Source organism: Clostridium aestuarii (assembly GCF_026735135.1).
Lineage (GTDB): Bacteria > Bacillota > Clostridia > Clostridiales > Clostridiaceae > Clostridium_H > Clostridium_H aestuarii.
This window is the reverse complement of sequence record NZ_JAPQER010000003.1, coordinates 13,405-29,824: the sequence shown is the minus strand read 5'-3', so window position 1 is coordinate 29,824 and position 16,420 is coordinate 13,405. Positions and strand designations below refer to the sequence as shown.

The following is a 16,420-nucleotide window of genomic DNA, read 5'->3' as shown; positions in this document are numbered from 1 at the left end:
CTATTCCTGCCTTTTCTAATTTATTACATATAATTATTTAGTAACGGCAACTTCCTTTATAGCCTGCCACAGTCCTAGTTCTTCCTTTATGTAGTCAAGTTGCAAAAGTTTTTGCTTAATTTGCTCTACATTAAGAATCTTGGTATTATGAGAATTATATTCATTTTCTGTAGAAAGCTTTTCATTTCCCTCCACAAAATATTTGTCATAATTAAGATCTCTTTTATCTGCTGGAACTCTAAAAAATTCTTCCATATCCTCTGCATGAATATATTCTTCTTTTGTTAATAGTGTTTCATATAACTTTTCGCCATGACGAGTTCCTATTATCTTTATTTCATTGTCTGCATGAAAAAGTTCTTTCACTGCTTGAGCTAAATCTCTGATAGTTGAAGCTGGTGATTTTTGTACCATTATGTCACCTGTTTCTCCATTTTTAAATGCAAATATTACAAGCTCAACAGCCTCATCAAGACTCATAAGAAATCTTGTCATATTAGGATTAGTTATAGTTAAAGGCTGATTGTTTTTTATTTGCTCTACGAACAGTGGAATAACAGAACCTCGTGATGCCATAACATTTCCATATCTTGTACCACAGATAATAGTTTCATCATCTGATACTGTCCTAGACTTTGCCATAAACACCTTTTCCATCATAGCCTTAGATATACCCATAGCATTTATTGGATAGGCTGCCTTGTCTGTTGAAAGACATATTGCCTTTTTTACACCATATTCTATAGCAGCAGTAAGAACATTATCAGTACCTATTACATTTGTTTTTACCGCTTCAATAGGAAAGAACTCACAGGATGGTACCTGCTTTAAAGCTGCTGCATGAAATATATAATCCACACCATGCATAGCATTTTTTACGCTAGCTAATTCTCTAACATCACCTATATAAAATTTTATCTTATCATTTTTGTATAACTTTCGCATATCATCCTGTTTTTTTTCATCACGAGAAAATATACGAATTTCACCTATATCTGTATTTAAAAATCTTTTAAGTACTGCATTTCCAAAAGAACCTGTTCCACCTGTAATTAATAAAACCTTATTTTTAAACATCTAACTTCCTCCAAACTATAATCTCTAAAGTCTTATTTCATAATTCCTAGTTCATAACTCATTAATTATTGTCTTTATATCAGCATGCATAATCTTATTGTTTACTTACCGCCTTGCCCTTTTTCAACACTATTAACTACTAGAGCCATTTTTATAGCTTCTGGTCTTGTGCCAAATATAGTCATAACTTTAATCTTATGCATATTTTCCATCTCCTCTTTAGATAACCAGATTTTTACCCATAACTATTTAATCCTTAATTATTAATATATTAATTTTGTCTGTTTTGTTTTAAATTTACATCTTAACTATCAGCTCTTAATTTTGCACTTTCAACTGCTTCTACGCTGCATTCTCATCCCCAAACAATACCTTAACTGTCTTAAAGATAAGCTTTATATCCACCCAAGTGCTTCTCTGTTTTATATACTTAACATCAAGCTCCATCCATTCTTCAAAATCAACATTGCTTCTTCCACATACTTGCCAATAACAAGTTAGTCCTGGAGTGGCCATCAATCTCAACTTCTGATAATCAGTAAACTGTTCAACTTCTTTAGGCAAACTAGGTCTAGGCCCCACTAAACTCATTTCTCCTTTTAACACATTAATTAACTGTGGAAGCTCGTCAATGCTTGTCTTTCTTATAAATTTCCCTACTTCTGTTACTCTAGGGTCTTCCTTAATCTTAAACATAGGTCCTGACATTTCATTTTTATCTTTAAGCTTGGTCAATTTTTCTTCTGCATCAACACACATGGATCTAAATTTATACATATTAAACTTGTCCCCATTTTTTCCAACTCTCTCTTGCGAAAAAAATATAGGACCTTTAGAATCCAACTTAATAGCTACAGCTACTAATAATAATGGTATAAATAAAACTATAATTCCTAAGAGTGAGCCTATTACATCTATTATTCGCTTTATAACAAAATAGACTTTATTTTTTTTAAAATCATTTTTTATTCTTAACTCTTTATCAATTTGTAATTCTTGCATAGGTCACCTCCACAGTTTATATACATCAAAATATTATTTTTACTTATTTTTTTAAACTTTACTTTTATTTACAATCCTCTTCCAAAATAAACCTAAGTCTAAAACTATCCTGTCAGCTAAATTACCGCAACAAAACAAATCACAGAAAATCCTCCTACTCTACACTCTGTAATCTATAATTTGTTTATATTCTAATTCGGCAACCCAGCTACCATAGTTTTAACCTTAGGCCTGAAGCTTTGCGTCCCCACCTTTTGATGAGTTTGCTATTATCGTTATTATTATCTTTTAGCTTATAACAAATTTTATTTTTGAAATTTTCTATTTCTTGTATTTTATATTTATTAATTAAATTACATATAATCTTATTATTTTCTATTTAGTATTACTTTTTCCTCATATGTAATTTAAATTACTTTTGTCCATGTATTAACAATTATAACAAATCAAACAACAAAATAAAAGCAATAAATACCCAATATTCGGTATTTATTGCTTATTTGTTAACCCTTTAACGAGCTATCTCTTAAATATAGAAAAAATGCTCTTTTTTACTTGTATTTTACTGTTATTATTTGTTATATTTCCATTATTTAATAATTCATCATAGTTTGATAATATTTTTTTATACAATATTTGATTATTTTCTTTTATAAATTCAAGTCCATCTTTTATTTTAGGAGCTCTTTTTCTATTTGAATGAGCATCACTACCTATGAAATCACAAATTCCATTCTTTATTAAAGTCTTTGCTGATTTTTGAACTTTTTTCCCATGTAGCCCTATAATACTACTTGAATTTATTTGAAATAAGCATCCTTCATTTATAAAATCATTTAATATACAAGGGTCTTTATATACATATACATATCTTTCTGGATGAGCTATAATTGGAACAACATCAAGCAATCTCAATTCATATATAGTATCTAGTGCAAAATCCGGAAGATTATCCATTGAAAATTCTATAAGCATATATTTTGTACCATTAAGTCCGTTTAGTATTCTTTGCTTATATAAATCAATAGTATATTTATCTAAAAAAATTTCTTGACCAGGATATATTTTTAGAGCAATATTTTCTTGTTTTGCTATTTTCTTTAAATCATTTACCTTATTTACTACATCCTCATATGCATTTTCATAATGGTGCCTATAAAAATGAGGAGTGGCAATTATTTCTTTTATGCCATCTCCTTCAGCTATTTTAATCATATCCAAAGTCATTTTTATATCTTTTGCACCATCATCAATATTAGGTAGTATGTGACAATGGATATCCTTCATCTCTCTTTGTTCTCCCCTTAGTTTTTTTATTTCTTCTTTTCTTTTTAGATTTATTATCATCATCTCCATAGTAATAATAATATCCGTAGCCATATCCCTTACCACTATTAAAATCTGCCTTTGTTAAAATTGCTCCTAGTATGTTAGCTTTTACTTTTAAAAGGAGTTCCTTTGCTCTTAAAGCAATTTCTTTTTCTGTTGTTCCTGACGCTATTACTAAAAGCACTCCATCTACTAATGTAGATAAAACTTGAGCATCTGTAACAGCAATAACAGGCGGACTATCTATAATAATATGATCAAATTCTTTTTTTGCAGTCTCCAAAAAATCTTTCATCCTTTTAGATGAAACCATTTCAGCAGGATTAGGAGGCTTGGTTCCTGAAGTTAATATGTATAAATTATCAGAATACTGTTTAACAGCTTGATTAAGGCTTATCTCTCCTACCAAATAATTTGATAATCCATATGCATTTGATAGTTTGAATTTTTTATGCACTGTAGGTTTTCTAAGGTCACAATCTATAATTAAAACCTTTTTATCAGATTGAACCATAGAAATAGCTAAATTTGCAGCTGTAGTAGACTTTCCTTCTCCAGGACCTGCACTTGTTACTAGTATGGTTTTAAGTTCATTATCAAAGGATGAATATTGTAAATTGGTTCTAAGGGTTCTAAAAGCTTCAGAAGCTACAGATTTAGGGTCCCTTTCTAAAATTAACACTATATGTCGCCTCCTTTATTCAGCTTCATGCTCTGGTATTATTCCTAACACTGGAATTTCTAAATATTTTTCTATATCATTTTGAGTTTTTATAGTATTGTCCATATATTCTAATATAAAAGCTATACCTACTGATACCATAAGTCCTAAAAAGAATGCTATAGCAATATTTAAAACTTTTTTAGGTTTTACAGGATTCTCAGGTAATTGAGCCTTGTCCACAATTTGAACATGACCATTAGGTATGATTTTAGGCGCCTTTTCCATAAAAGCTGTTGTTACAGCTTCTACTATTTTCTTAGCTTCCTCAGGTTCTTTATCTTGTATTTTTATATCTATTATTTGAGTATCGGCTTGTGGTATTACCTTAAGATTATCTAAAAGTTCTTTAGAAGTCATATTAAGATTTAATTTCTTTATAACATTTTCTGCTACTTCATGAGTTTTGGCAATTCTAACGTAGCTTTTTACTAATTTTTGATACATTACTACATCTGAAGAATTATATGTAACCTTTTGATCTTGTACTTCTGCTGTTTTTCCTATAAACACGCTTAATTTAGCTTCATAAACAGGAGTCAATACAAAAAAGCTTATAATTGCTGCTGCAATAGTAGTTATTAAAGTAATTCCTACTATTAGTTTTAATCTTTTTCTTAATATTTGAAAAAGCTCTCGTAAATCTAACGTTATCTCTTCTTCCATTTGCTTTCCTCCATTGTATAACTTTACATATTTTAAATATTATAATTACTATATTATTGGAATCATATCCCTAATGTCTATTCCAAATATTTTAATTAAATCTTGTATTTCTTCTAATCCTATATATTTTATTACCGCTGTTTGTAAATCCTGTTTTTCGTATTTTCCTAAGTTATTATACAGTTTTTTAACTTCTTCAACTTCATTACTATAATCATAATTAGCATCTTTAAGTATTTTTCCTATACAATTATCTATTTTTCTGATTATAGTTTTTTGACTTTCTAAATCTAAATATTCTTCAACTTTAGGTAATTTACTTTTTATTTTTTCTAATCTAGCTATTGTTTCTTTTGACACCTTTTTGTTTTCTGAGTCTTTATCTTTATCATCGTCTTCATTTTTTTCATCGTTTTTGTTTCCTGATTTTTCTTTTTCACTACTACCTGAACTACTTGAAGTATTATTCTCTTCTTTTATTTCATTATTTTGTTTTTGCTTTATTAACTTTTCTATAATTTCATTATTTTCAAGATTTACATTATAAATTGATTCAGATATTTCTTTTTTGTTTAATTCTTTTATAACTTCATTTAAGTTAAAAAGTTTATCTCCTTCATACTCTAAAAATTTCTGTGTTATTTCTTCATAACTAACATATTTTCCACTATCATCATGAAGCATATATATTTGACCTGATTTAACTCTGGATAAAAAATCTTTATACAGAATATCGTGTTCATTACCTTCACTTTTTAAAAATGAATCTATAAGCACACTCATATCATATTTATATAGATTATTATTTGCCTTTACTACGTATCCATCTACTCTTGCAAAAGCTGTTATACTAAAAAAGCCTGTCATCGCAAAGGCTGTTAACAAACAGCATAATATTTTTTTCTTCATTTTAATTCCTCCTAGAGATTAACTTAAAATCAAATATTACATTCATATTTTACATGAAAATGAGTTAGCCATAAAATGGTTAACTCATTTTATTATTTTAAAGTTAATCGTAGTTAGTTGTTAACCCCAATTTCAAATTTTTCTTCATTTGAAAACTCAATTGTAATTCTTTTTCCTTTTATCTGTGATAGATTCATATCTTTTATACTATCAACACCAAAAGCATCTTTTACATTTTCTATGTCTATTTTATTTTCTTTACTATCATATACTGTTGTATCACCTATTGTAACCTTTGTAAGTTCTTGTCCTGAAATTTTTAATTTTAAATCTTCTGGTATATTGTATACGCCATCATCTGGTTTAAGCTCTGAAGCTAATGTGTCATAATCTTTACCTCTAATTGCTTTAATAAATGCTGCAAATATTCCTTCTTCCTTTAAATTATCAGCCGTATTGTTATATCCTTTTTTCTCTAATACCTTAATAGCTTCTTCTTTAAAGTCTTCAATATCATTTTGATATTCTGATTTATATCCTTTTAAATTACTATACATTTCACTTGCAGCTTTTATTTTATCTTTTTGACTGTTTGTTAGTGTTAATTTTGATACTTCTTGTATATCTGCTATAATCTTATCTATGTCGTCATTCTTATCTAATATATTTTTGACACTAATTAAATTATATTTATCATTTAATTCATTTATTCTATTGAATAATCCAACTACTGTTCCATCTTCTTTTTCTGAATTTATTTCAATTTCTATTGATTTATTTGAACTATTATAATCTTTAATACTTATGTACTTCTGTATTTTATTAATATTATTTATATTTTCACTACTTAAAATTTCTTTTACAAAATCACTTACAGGTTTTTCTTCTTTTTCTTCTATTGCCTTTTGTTCTTCTACTGCTTTTTCAAAGGCTACTTTAATTTCTGTTATTGCTTTAAAATCTTTACCTACTAATTTTTCATTAACTTTATTTTTATGATTTAACTTATTGTAATCAGTTAAATTTATCTTTAATATACCTTGATTATCTGATAATAATTTTTCGATTTCATTAGATTCTGCTGCATTAATAGCATCTATTACTACTTTTCTTTCTGTATTTTTAGTGTTTATTGCAACTTTTAAAGCACCATTATCTACACCATCTATCTTTGTATTTTCATCTACGTCTAAAACTAGATTTGCTATTTCATCTACTGTAAGTGAATCTCCATTACTATCTTCAAATTTAATACTTGAATCTTCACCTGCTTTAAGTTTTCCAATTATTCCATTTTCGTCAACTACTAATGTAATTGGAGTACTTACTTCTAAGTTATCAACTACTGCTTCTACTTTTACTGCTGCTTTTAATGGAGCTTTAATATCTAATACTGTTCCATTAGCTTTTATTTCTATTCCAGCTTTTTCTCCCATTTGAGCTGATGAATCTATTTGAACACTTGGTTTGTTACCATTAGCACTTCCTACTGTAATAGGTACATTTATTGAACCTTTTAATACAACTGGATGTATTGAATCTGCTGATGGCTCTATTCTAATACCATCTTTTAAATCTGCATCTTTACTAATGTTTAAACTTCCTCCATTTGGATCTTCAAATACAAACTGTGATGAAGCTAGTCCATTTTGATTCCATGTGCTGTTACTTACATCCTTAACTTGAATTTTCCCTTTAACATCAGCATTGTTATTAACTGTTGCCTTAGGTGCTTTTACACTTAAGCTACCATCTATTGTTAATTTATGGTATTTATTTCCAATGTTAACATTTGATGCTGACATAGTATCTATTTCAATATTTGCTTTTAAATTATATTCTCCATTGGATATAATATTTACACTTCTATTAAAATTAATATTTTCTCCAGAACCAATATTACCAGCTATAGTTATATCTTTTATATTTGAATTACTTGCAGCACTTTGTAACTGTTTTATAGTACTTACCGTTGCTGTTGTAACAACATCATTATGGTTATGACTGCTGTGACTTGATCCACCGCCTGAAACATATGATACTTTCTTATAACTACCAGAAATAGTTTTTATTGTATCAGCTTGTACATCATCTATATAAACTTTGCCATCTTTTACAGTATCTATTATTAAACTTCCTTTAATTTTTGCATTTTTTAAAGTAACATTATTACCTGTTACTTTTACATCCATTTTTATTTCTTTGTCTTTAAAATCTAATGTTACATCATCCTTTACTATGTTCATAACATCAACAACTTTTCCATCTTTAATTTCTCTTTCATAAACATAATCAGGAGATTTTTCTAATTTCTTTGCTTTTTCTATAGTTTTATTAAAATCAAATTTTTCCTTTTTTTCATCTGCATCAAGAAAGGCATTAGCTACATCTTGATAATCTACATATTTTTCAGAATCATCATGATATCCATAAATACCATGTTCCTTTACATTATTAGAAAAATCTTTAAATAATAATTTTTCCCCTTCTTTTTCACTTAAGAAAGCATCTACTAACTTGTCCTTGTTGTATTGGTATGTAACATTACTTTTAGTATCCTTTACAATATACCCATCCACCATTGCAAACGCATTGATAGTAAGCCCCATTGTAACAGTTGTAGCAGTAACTAAAGCTATTAATGCTTTTAATTTACCTTTCTTCATTTTCATTTCCTCCCATTTCATAAATATAATAATTTAAACATAATTTAATATTAAATTCATTTTATTGTTTGACTGTAATACTATATCATACATTATATATCTTACTGTAATTGTTGTAAATTACCAAATATCATTTTTTATTCATATATAAACAAATCTTGTAGTATAATAAGATTTGTATTTATAAAAATATGCAAGGGATTTATACAAGGAGGAATCTATGAGCAGCTTAAGATTTGATAAAATAAGTGGAAACTCCGTAATAATAAATGAAAATAGACGTAATAGACCTCATGATGTAAATAACACTATTCAAAATACTGAAATAAAAAACAATCTAAATACTTGTCCATTTTGCCCTGGGAATGAAGAAAAAACTCCAAAAGAAATATTTCATATTGGTGAACCTTGGAGTTTAAGAGTTATGCCTAACAAATTTCCTATTATTGAAAATAAGTTTAAAGACACAGCAAGACAAGATTTTAATATATATAAAAATCTTACTGGAGAACATTATGTAATAATAGATTCTAACAAACATTTTAATTATCTGCATAAAATGAATATTGATGAAATCAATAATTTAATTGCTTGTTATAAAGAAAGCATAGAAAAATTGTATAATAATAAAAGCATAAAATACGTACAACTATTTAAAAATTATAGAATTGAAGGTGGTGCTTCTTTAGAGCATACTCATTCACAGATTATTTCTATGAATTTTTATCCTGAAAATGTAGATGAAATAATACAAAACTCTCAAAAACATTATAAAAAAAATAATAGCTGTATTTTTTGTGATTTAATAAATTACGAACTAAAATCAAAAAAAAGAATAGTATTTGAAAATAAAAGCTTTGTTATTATTACCCCATATGCTTCTTTCTATCCTTATGAAACAGCTATCTATCCAAAAGAACATTCAAGCAGCTTTACTTCAATAGATAAAGAAAAAATATCAGATTTATCTGAAGCATTAAGTTTTATCTCTAAAAAGCTCTATAAAAATTTAATGGACCCAGCATATAACCTATATTTTAATAATCTTCAATATGAAAATACATATTTTCATTGGAGTATAAGTATTACTCCCCGTATTACTAAACAAGCTGGTTTTGAACTTTCTACAGGAGTTATGGTAAATGAAATTTCTCCTGAAAAAGCTAGAGATATATTATCTCACTAAATAATTTATTGGACTTATTAAAGCTAGCAGAATTGTTTTAACTCTGCTAGCTTTAATAATATATTTAAACTTTAACTTATATTAACTTGTTTTAATCAATCATCAACTATATTTTCACTATTATTCCCACTCAATAGTAGCTGGTGGTTTAGAAGTTACGTCGTAAACTATTCTGTTTACTCCTTTAACTTCGTTAACTATTCTTCTTGAAACTTCATCTAATATTTCATATGGTATTCTAGCCCAATCTGAAGTCATAGCATCTGAAGATGTTACTGCTCTTAATGCTATTGTATGACAATATGTTCTTTCATCTCCCATAACTCCAACTGAACGAATATTAGGTAGACATGCAAAGTATTGCCAAATCTTTTCTTCTAGTCCTGCTTTTGCAATCTCTTCTCTGAATATTGCATCTGCTTCTCTTGTAATAAATAATTTTTCTTCTGTAATTTCTCCTAGAACTCTAATTGCAAGACCAGGTCCTGGGAATGGTTGTCTCCATACAAGTTTGTGAGGAATTCCAATTTCTTCTCCTACAGCTCTAACTTCATCCTTAAATAATTCTCTAAGCGGCTCTATTAATGAGAATTGCATATCTTCTGGAAGTCCACCAACATTATGATGGCTCTTTATAGTAGCTGAAGTATCTGTTCCACTTTCAACTACATCTGGATATATAGTTCCTTGAACAAGAAAATCTATTTGTCCAAGCTTATTTGCTTCTTCTTCAAAAACTCTTATGAACTCTTCTCCAATTATTTTTCTTTTTCTTTCTGGGTCACTTACTCCATTAAGTTTTCCTAAAAATCTCTCTTGAGCATTTACTCTTATAAGATTTAGATCAAATTTTTCTTTAAATACTTTTTCAACTTGATCTCCTTCATCTTTTCTAAGTAAACCATGGTCAACAAAAATACAAGTAAGTTGTTTACCTATTGCTTTATGCACAAGAACTGCTGCAACAGATGAATCAACCCCACCTGATAGTGCACAAAGAACCTTTTTATCTCCTACTAGCTCTTTTATTTCTTTTATCTTTTGTTCTGCAAAAGAAGTCATTGACCAATCACCATGTACGTCACAAACATTAAATAAGAAATTTGAAAGCATTTTTTGACCAAATAAAGTATGTTCAACTTCTGGATGGAATTGAACTCCATATATTTTTCTTTCAGCATTTTCCATAGCTGCAACTGGACACTGATCTGTAGTTGCTATTATTTTAAATCCCTCTGGAACTTCAGATACATAATCTGTATGACTCATCCAAGATTGATCTGCTTTCTTTATTCCATCGAATAATACTGAAGTAGAATCTATATTAACTTCTTTCTTTCCATATTCTCTTATATCAGGACTTTCAACTTTTCCGCCTAAAGTATAAGCTGTTAATTGATGTCCGTAGCATATTCCAAGTATAGGAACTCCCATATTAAAAATTTCTTTATCTATCTTTGGAGTATTTTCTCCATAAACACTACTAGGTCCACCTGTGAAAATTATACCTTTAGGATCTTTTTCTTTTATTTTTTCAATTGAAGTCTTATATGGTACTATTTCACAATAAACATTATGTTCTCTAACTCTTCTTGCTATAAGCTGATTATATTGTCCGCCAAAATCTATTACTAAAACTAATTCTCTACTCATATTTACCTCCAACCACTTACTTTAATATAGATTTTCTGATACATCAGAAAATTATCATTCACTATCAATTCTCAACTATCAATTCTCAACTTTCAATTCTTAACTAAAGAAAATTGTTTTGCAATTTTCTTTAAGATTGTACACTATAGTTTGGTGCTTCTTTAGTCATTGAAATATCATGTGGATGACTTTCTCTTAGTCCAGCTGAAGTTTGAACCACAAATTTAGCATTTTCATATAAATTAGTAAGTGTAGGTGCACCTAAGTATCCCATTCCTGAACGTATACCACCTATTAATTGATATAATGTATCTGCTAAAACACCTTTATATGGTACTCTTCCTTCTACTCCTTCTGGAACAAATTTTTTATTATCTTCTTGGAAATATCTATCCTTACTTCCACATGCCATTGCTGCAAGAGATCCCATTCCTCTATATACCTTATAGCTTCTTCCTTGATATATTTCTACCTCACCTGGTGCTTCCTCACATCCAGCAAGAATTGAACCCATCATAACAACCTTAGCACCTGCTGCAAGAGCTTTTACTACATCTCCTGAATATTTTATACCACCATCTGCAATTACTGGTATATTATATTTGTTTGCTTCTTCAACACAATCCATAACAGCTGTAAGTTGTGGAACTCCAACACCTGCAACAACTCTTGTTGTACAAATAGAACCTGGTCCTATACCAACCTTTACACAATCTGCTCCTGCATCAATTAAAGCTTTTGTAGCTTCTGGTGTTGCAATATTACCCGCAATAATTTGAAGTTCTGGATATTTATCTTTAACTTGTTTTACAGCTTCTAATACTCCTCTAGAATGTCCATGTGCAGTATCAATAGTTATAACATCAACATTAGCTTTAACTAAAGCACCAACTCTATCCATAATATCTTTTGTTACCCCTACTGCTGCTCCACATAAAAGTCTTCCTTTTTCATCTTTTGCGGCATTAGGATATTTTCTAACTTTTTCTATATCTTTTATAGTTATAAGACCTTTTAGATTATTATCTTCATCTACTAATGGAAGTTTTTCTATTCTATGTTTCTTTAATATATCTTTAGCTTCATCTACAGTTGTTGCCTCTGATGCAGTTATAAGATCTTCTTTTGTCATAACTTCATCTATCTTTTTGCTGTAATCTGTTTCAAATAAAATATCTCTATTTGTAATAATTCCAGCTAATTTTCCTTCTACTGTTATAGGAACACCTGAAATTCTATATCTTTTCATTAACTCTTCTGCTTCTCCAAGAGTATTGGAAGGTGCTAAATAAAAAGGATCTGTTATTACTCCATTTTCCTGTCTTTTAACTTTATCTACTTCGCTAGCTTGTCTTTCTATGCTCATATTTTTATGTATAATTCCTATTCCGCCTTCTCTTGCCATAGCTATCGCCATTTTAGCTCCAGTAACGGTATCCATACTTGCGCTCATTAGTGGTATGTTAAGTTCTATTTTGTTTGTTAAATTAGTTTTTAAACAAGAATCCTTAGGTAAAATTTCTGATTTGTTTGGTATTAATAATACATCATCAAATGTATATCCTTTTTTAAAAATAACTGCCATTTTAATCAACTTCCCTTCAAAATTATTTATATAAGAATGTTGCCTCGCACTTTTCTTAGTTTATGTCAAAACATCATCTTTTATTGCCTATAAAAAATACATTAATCCATTTTATATAAAATATAAAAAGTGGGATTAATGTATACAAAACACATCAACTCCACTTATAGTCGGAATTTTACGGCTTCCGGTAGAGACTCCTCGCCATATTCAAGGTATATATAAGCGTATCTAAATGATATTGACTTTATTTTTTTATTAAGTATTATTTTATTTTATGTTTTGAATTTTGTCAATTATTTTTTTACTTTTTTTGATAATAAACTTGCATAGCCATAGCAAATTTTGTAGTATAATGACTTTATATAAATTAAACATCTTTAAAAAATAATAATTTAAAGATAAGATAGATATTATTTTGAGGATTTCTAAAGGAGGATAAGCATGATACGCTTTAAAAAAGAATATAACGTATTATTTTTAAAATATATTAGGCGTTCTATAGAAGACTACTATATGATAAAATCTGGTGACAAAGTTGCTGTAGGACTTTCCGGAGGTAAAGATAGCATTTTTTTACTTTTTGCCCTTAAACTTATACAAATGACATCAATAAAAGATTTTGAAATTATAGGAATCAATATAGATTTAGGATTCAACACAGATATTTCACCTTTAGAAGAGTTTTGCAATAAAAATGGCATCCCCATTATAATTGAAAAAACTGATATAGCAAATATAGTATTTAATGATAGAAAAGAAAAAAAACCTTGTTCATTATGTTCTAAACTTAGAAAAGGAGCATTAATCAGAGTATCTTTAGATAACAATATTAATAAAATTGCTCTTGGACATAATAGTGATGATGTTATAGAAACACTTTTTATGAATGTTTTAAAGGTAGGTAAACTTGGAACTTTTCATCCTAACATATATTTTGAAGATAAAAATATTAATATAATAAGACCTCTTATATATATTAAGGAAGATGTAATCGAAAACTTAACAACCACATATAATCTTCCAGTAATAAAAAGCAACTGTCCAAAAGATAAAAAAACCACAAGAGAAGAGATGAAAAATCTACTAATAAAATTAGAAAAAATATATCCTGATGCTCAACAAAAAATAATAACTTCTTTATCAAATGTAGATTTTAAAAATTTATGGAAACAGAAAAACAATTAATAGTTAATAGCTATAAATAATATAAAGTTTTTATAATTAAAGGGATTTTTGCCTATCGCAAAAATCCCTACTTTAACTATTAACTCTAAACTTTTAATTTTTAACTGTATTTTAGTACATTCCGTCCATTCCCATTCCGCCCATTCCTGGTGCTCCAACTGGTGGTTGATTCTTTTCTGGCATTTCAGCCACAACACATTCAGTTGTTAAGAATGTTGAAGCTACTGATGCAGCATTTTGAAGAGCTGATCTTGTAACTTTAGTAGGATCTACTATACCTATTTGAACCATGTTTGTATATTGTTGTTTTAATACATCAAAACCTATACCTGGCTCGCTCTTTTTCACCTTATCAATTATTACAGAACCTTCAAGCCCAGCATTTTCTGCTATTTGTCTTACTGGTTCTTCAAGTGCTCTTCTAATAATATTTACTCCAACTTGTGAATCTGCATTATCCATAGTTATTTTTTCTACTTCATTTACAGCATTAACATATGCAGTACCACCACCTGCAACAATTCCTTCTTCAACTGCTGCTTTAGTAGCTGCAAGAGCATCTTCTATTCTTAATTTTCTTTCTTTAAGTTCAGTTTCAGTGGCTGCACCAACTTTAACTACTGCAACACCACCTGCAAGTTTAGCTAATCTTTCTTGAAGTTTTTCTCTATCAAATTCTGAAGTAGTTTCTTCGATTTGATTTTTAATTTGATTTACTCTATCAGCTATAGCACTTTTGTCTCCTTTACCATTAACTACTGTGGTATTTTCTTTAGAAACTTTTACACTTTCTGCAGTTCCAAGCATATCTAAAGTAACGTCTTTTAAATCTCTTCCTAATTCTTCTGCTATAACTTCTCCACCTGTTAAGATAGCTATATCTTGTAACATTTCTTTTCTTCTATCGCCAAATCCTGGAGCTTTAACAGCAACACATGTAAATGTTCCTCTTAGTTTATTAACTACTAATGTAGCTAAAGCTTCTCCTTCTATATCTTCAGCAACTATTAATAATTTCTTTCCTTGTTGAACTATTTGTTCAAGTATTGGAAGAATATCTTGAATATTGCCTATTTTTTTATCAGTTATTAATATATATGGTTCTTCTAAAATAGCTTCCATTTTTTCTGTATCTGTTACCATATATGGACTTAAATATCCTCTATCAAATTGCATTCCTTCAACAACATCTAATTCAGTTGCCATTGTTTTTGATTCTTCTACAGTGATAACACCTTCATTGCCTACTTTTTCCATAGCATCTGCAATTAGCTTACCTATTTCTTCATCAGCGGCTGATATTGCAGCAACTCTAGCTATATCTTCTTTTCCATCAACTTGTTTTGAACCTTTTTTGATTTCTTCTACTGCACATTCAACTGCTTTTTTAATTCCTTGTCTTATTAACATTGGATTTGCACCAGCAGTTACGTTTTTTAATCCTTCTCTTATGATTGCTTGTGCAAGTAATGTAGCAGTTGTTGTTCCATCTCCAGCTACATCATTTGTTTTTGTAGCAACTTCTTTAACAAGTTGAGCTCCCATGTTTTCATATGGATCTTCAAGTTCTATTTCTCTTGCTATGCTAACACCATCATTTGTTATAAGTGGTGCACCAAATTTTTTATCTAAAACAACATTTCTTCCTTTAGGTCCTAAAGTAACTTTAACTGTATCAGCTAATTTATCTACGCCTTTTTGCATAGAACGTCTTGCTTCTTCACCAAATAAAATACTCTTAGCCATTTTTAATTACCTCCTATATTTAAATAGTATCTGTTTCTTAGTAATCTTCTTATATACTGACTTTAAACCTAAAATTGCCAATATCTAATTTTTAAACTTTATGTAAAATAAAGCCTATTTGTATTATTTATTCAACTGCTGCCAATATATCATTTTGTCTTAATATTGTATATTCTTCTCCATCAAGTTTAACTTCTGTTCCTGAATATTTAGAAAATAATACTTTATCTCCAACTTTAACTTCCATTTTAACTTCTTTTCCCTCAACAAATCCGCCTGGTCCTACAGCAACTACTTCAGCTTCTTGTGGTCTTTCTTTAGCACTTCCTGGTAAAACTATTCCGCTTTTTGTTGTTTCCTCAGCTTCTAATCTTTTAATTACAACTCTGTCTCCAAGTGGTCTAATTCTCATATAAACCCCTCCTCATATATTTATATAATATTCATATAAAATTATTTTTATATTTGTTAGCACTCATTAAAGTTGAGTGCTAATACAATTATTATGATAGTTTATACAATATTTAATATCAAATTCCACTTTTTGACTTCACAGATTATTTAAGCTCATTATATTAGATTATCTTAAAATATTAAGCCAAATCATCTTTTTTCTACCATTTACTATATATTACACCATATAAAGAAAGTTCGACATACTTTTTGCTTGAAAATTGAGAATATTGCTTCGC

General features: G+C 28.7%; 13 protein-coding genes and 2 riboswitches. Of the genes, 2 read left to right on the top strand and 11 right to left on the bottom strand.

Annotated features, from left to right (window positions below):
- Window positions 1–33: 33 nt before the first annotated feature.
- The 7 genes from OW763_RS08405 to OW763_RS08375 all read right to left on the bottom strand — a co-directional run bounded on the left by OW763_RS08405 (window position 34) and on the right by OW763_RS08375 (window position 8,370).
- Window positions 34–1,077 carry a polysaccharide biosynthesis protein gene (locus tag OW763_RS08405; protein WP_268040681.1) on the bottom strand — a complete coding sequence of 348 codons (1,044 nt, stop codon included), beginning with the start codon at window positions 1,075–1,077 and terminating at the stop codon, window positions 34–36.
- A gap of 342 nt (window positions 1,078–1,419) precedes the next feature.
- Entirely contained in the window at window positions 1,420–2,079 is a 660-nt protein-coding gene (locus OW763_RS08400; RefSeq protein WP_268040680.1) for a sugar transferase, read from the bottom strand.
- 195 nt (window positions 2,080–2,274) lie between these two features.
- Window positions 2,275–2,357, bottom strand: a riboswitch (cyclic di-GMP riboswitch).
- A 241-nt stretch (window positions 2,358–2,598) separates the two neighbouring features.
- Window positions 2,599–3,306, bottom strand: coding sequence for a tyrosine-protein phosphatase (locus OW763_RS08395; RefSeq protein ID WP_268041068.1), 708 nt, complete (start codon window positions 3,304–3,306; stop codon window positions 2,599–2,601).
- Window positions 3,307–3,334: 28 nt separating this feature from the next.
- On the bottom strand, window positions 3,335–4,090 hold the full coding sequence (locus tag OW763_RS08390; RefSeq protein WP_268040679.1) for a CpsD/CapB family tyrosine-protein kinase: 756 nt from the start codon (window positions 4,088–4,090) through the stop codon (window positions 3,335–3,337).
- 15 nt (window positions 4,091–4,105) lie between these two features.
- On the bottom strand, window positions 4,106–4,795 hold the full coding sequence (locus tag OW763_RS08385) for a YveK family protein (RefSeq protein WP_268040678.1): 690 nt from the start codon (window positions 4,793–4,795) through the stop codon (window positions 4,106–4,108).
- Window positions 4,796–4,843: 48 nt separating this feature from the next.
- Window positions 4,844–5,704 (bottom strand): hypothetical protein, encoded by an 861-nt coding sequence (locus OW763_RS08380; protein WP_268040677.1) that lies wholly within the window; start codon window positions 5,702–5,704, stop codon window positions 4,844–4,846.
- A 113-nt stretch (window positions 5,705–5,817) separates the two neighbouring features.
- A complete protein-coding gene (locus OW763_RS08375) occupies window positions 5,818–8,370 on the bottom strand; it encodes a hypothetical protein (protein WP_268040676.1) in 2,553 nt (850 codons plus the stop codon).
- A 220-nt stretch (window positions 8,371–8,590) separates the two neighbouring features.
- Here OW763_RS08375 and galT point away from each other — a divergent pair, with 220 nt between their 5' ends.
- The gene (galT, locus tag OW763_RS08370; protein ID WP_268040675.1) at window positions 8,591–9,556 is read left to right on the top strand and encodes a galactose-1-phosphate uridylyltransferase; all 966 of its coding nucleotides are present in this window, start codon (window positions 8,591–8,593) and stop codon (window positions 9,554–9,556) included.
- A 120-nt stretch (window positions 9,557–9,676) separates the two neighbouring features.
- Here galT and guaA read toward each other — a convergent pair whose 3' ends face one another.
- The gene (gene guaA, locus OW763_RS08365; protein ID WP_268040674.1) at window positions 9,677–11,209 is read right to left on the bottom strand and encodes a glutamine-hydrolyzing GMP synthase; all 1,533 of its coding nucleotides are present in this window, start codon (window positions 11,207–11,209) and stop codon (window positions 9,677–9,679) included.
- Window positions 11,210–11,339: 130 nt separating this feature from the next.
- The gene (gene guaB / locus OW763_RS08360; protein WP_268040673.1) at window positions 11,340–12,794 is read right to left on the bottom strand and encodes an IMP dehydrogenase; all 1,455 of its coding nucleotides are present in this window, start codon (window positions 12,792–12,794) and stop codon (window positions 11,340–11,342) included.
- A gap of 147 nt (window positions 12,795–12,941) precedes the next feature.
- Window positions 12,942–13,039, bottom strand: a riboswitch (purine riboswitch).
- Between the two features lie 199 nt (window positions 13,040–13,238).
- Here guaB and OW763_RS08355 point away from each other — a divergent pair.
- Complete coding sequence (locus OW763_RS08355) at window positions 13,239–13,982, top strand: tRNA lysidine(34) synthetase (RefSeq protein WP_268040672.1); 744 nt, start codon at window positions 13,239–13,241, stop codon at window positions 13,980–13,982.
- A gap of 111 nt (window positions 13,983–14,093) precedes the next feature.
- Here OW763_RS08355 and groL read toward each other — a convergent pair whose 3' ends face one another.
- Together groL and groES are read right to left on the bottom strand one after the other, a co-directional pair.
- Window positions 14,094–15,728 (bottom strand): chaperonin GroEL, encoded by a 1,635-nt coding sequence (gene groL / locus OW763_RS08350; RefSeq protein ID WP_268040671.1) that lies wholly within the window; start codon window positions 15,726–15,728, stop codon window positions 14,094–14,096.
- 127 nt (window positions 15,729–15,855) lie between these two features.
- Window positions 15,856–16,140: a co-chaperone GroES gene (gene groES, locus OW763_RS08345; RefSeq protein ID WP_268040670.1), complete on the bottom strand. Its 285-nt coding sequence runs from the start codon at window positions 16,138–16,140 to the stop codon at window positions 15,856–15,858.
- Between the last annotated feature and the right edge of the window lie 280 nt (window positions 16,141–16,420).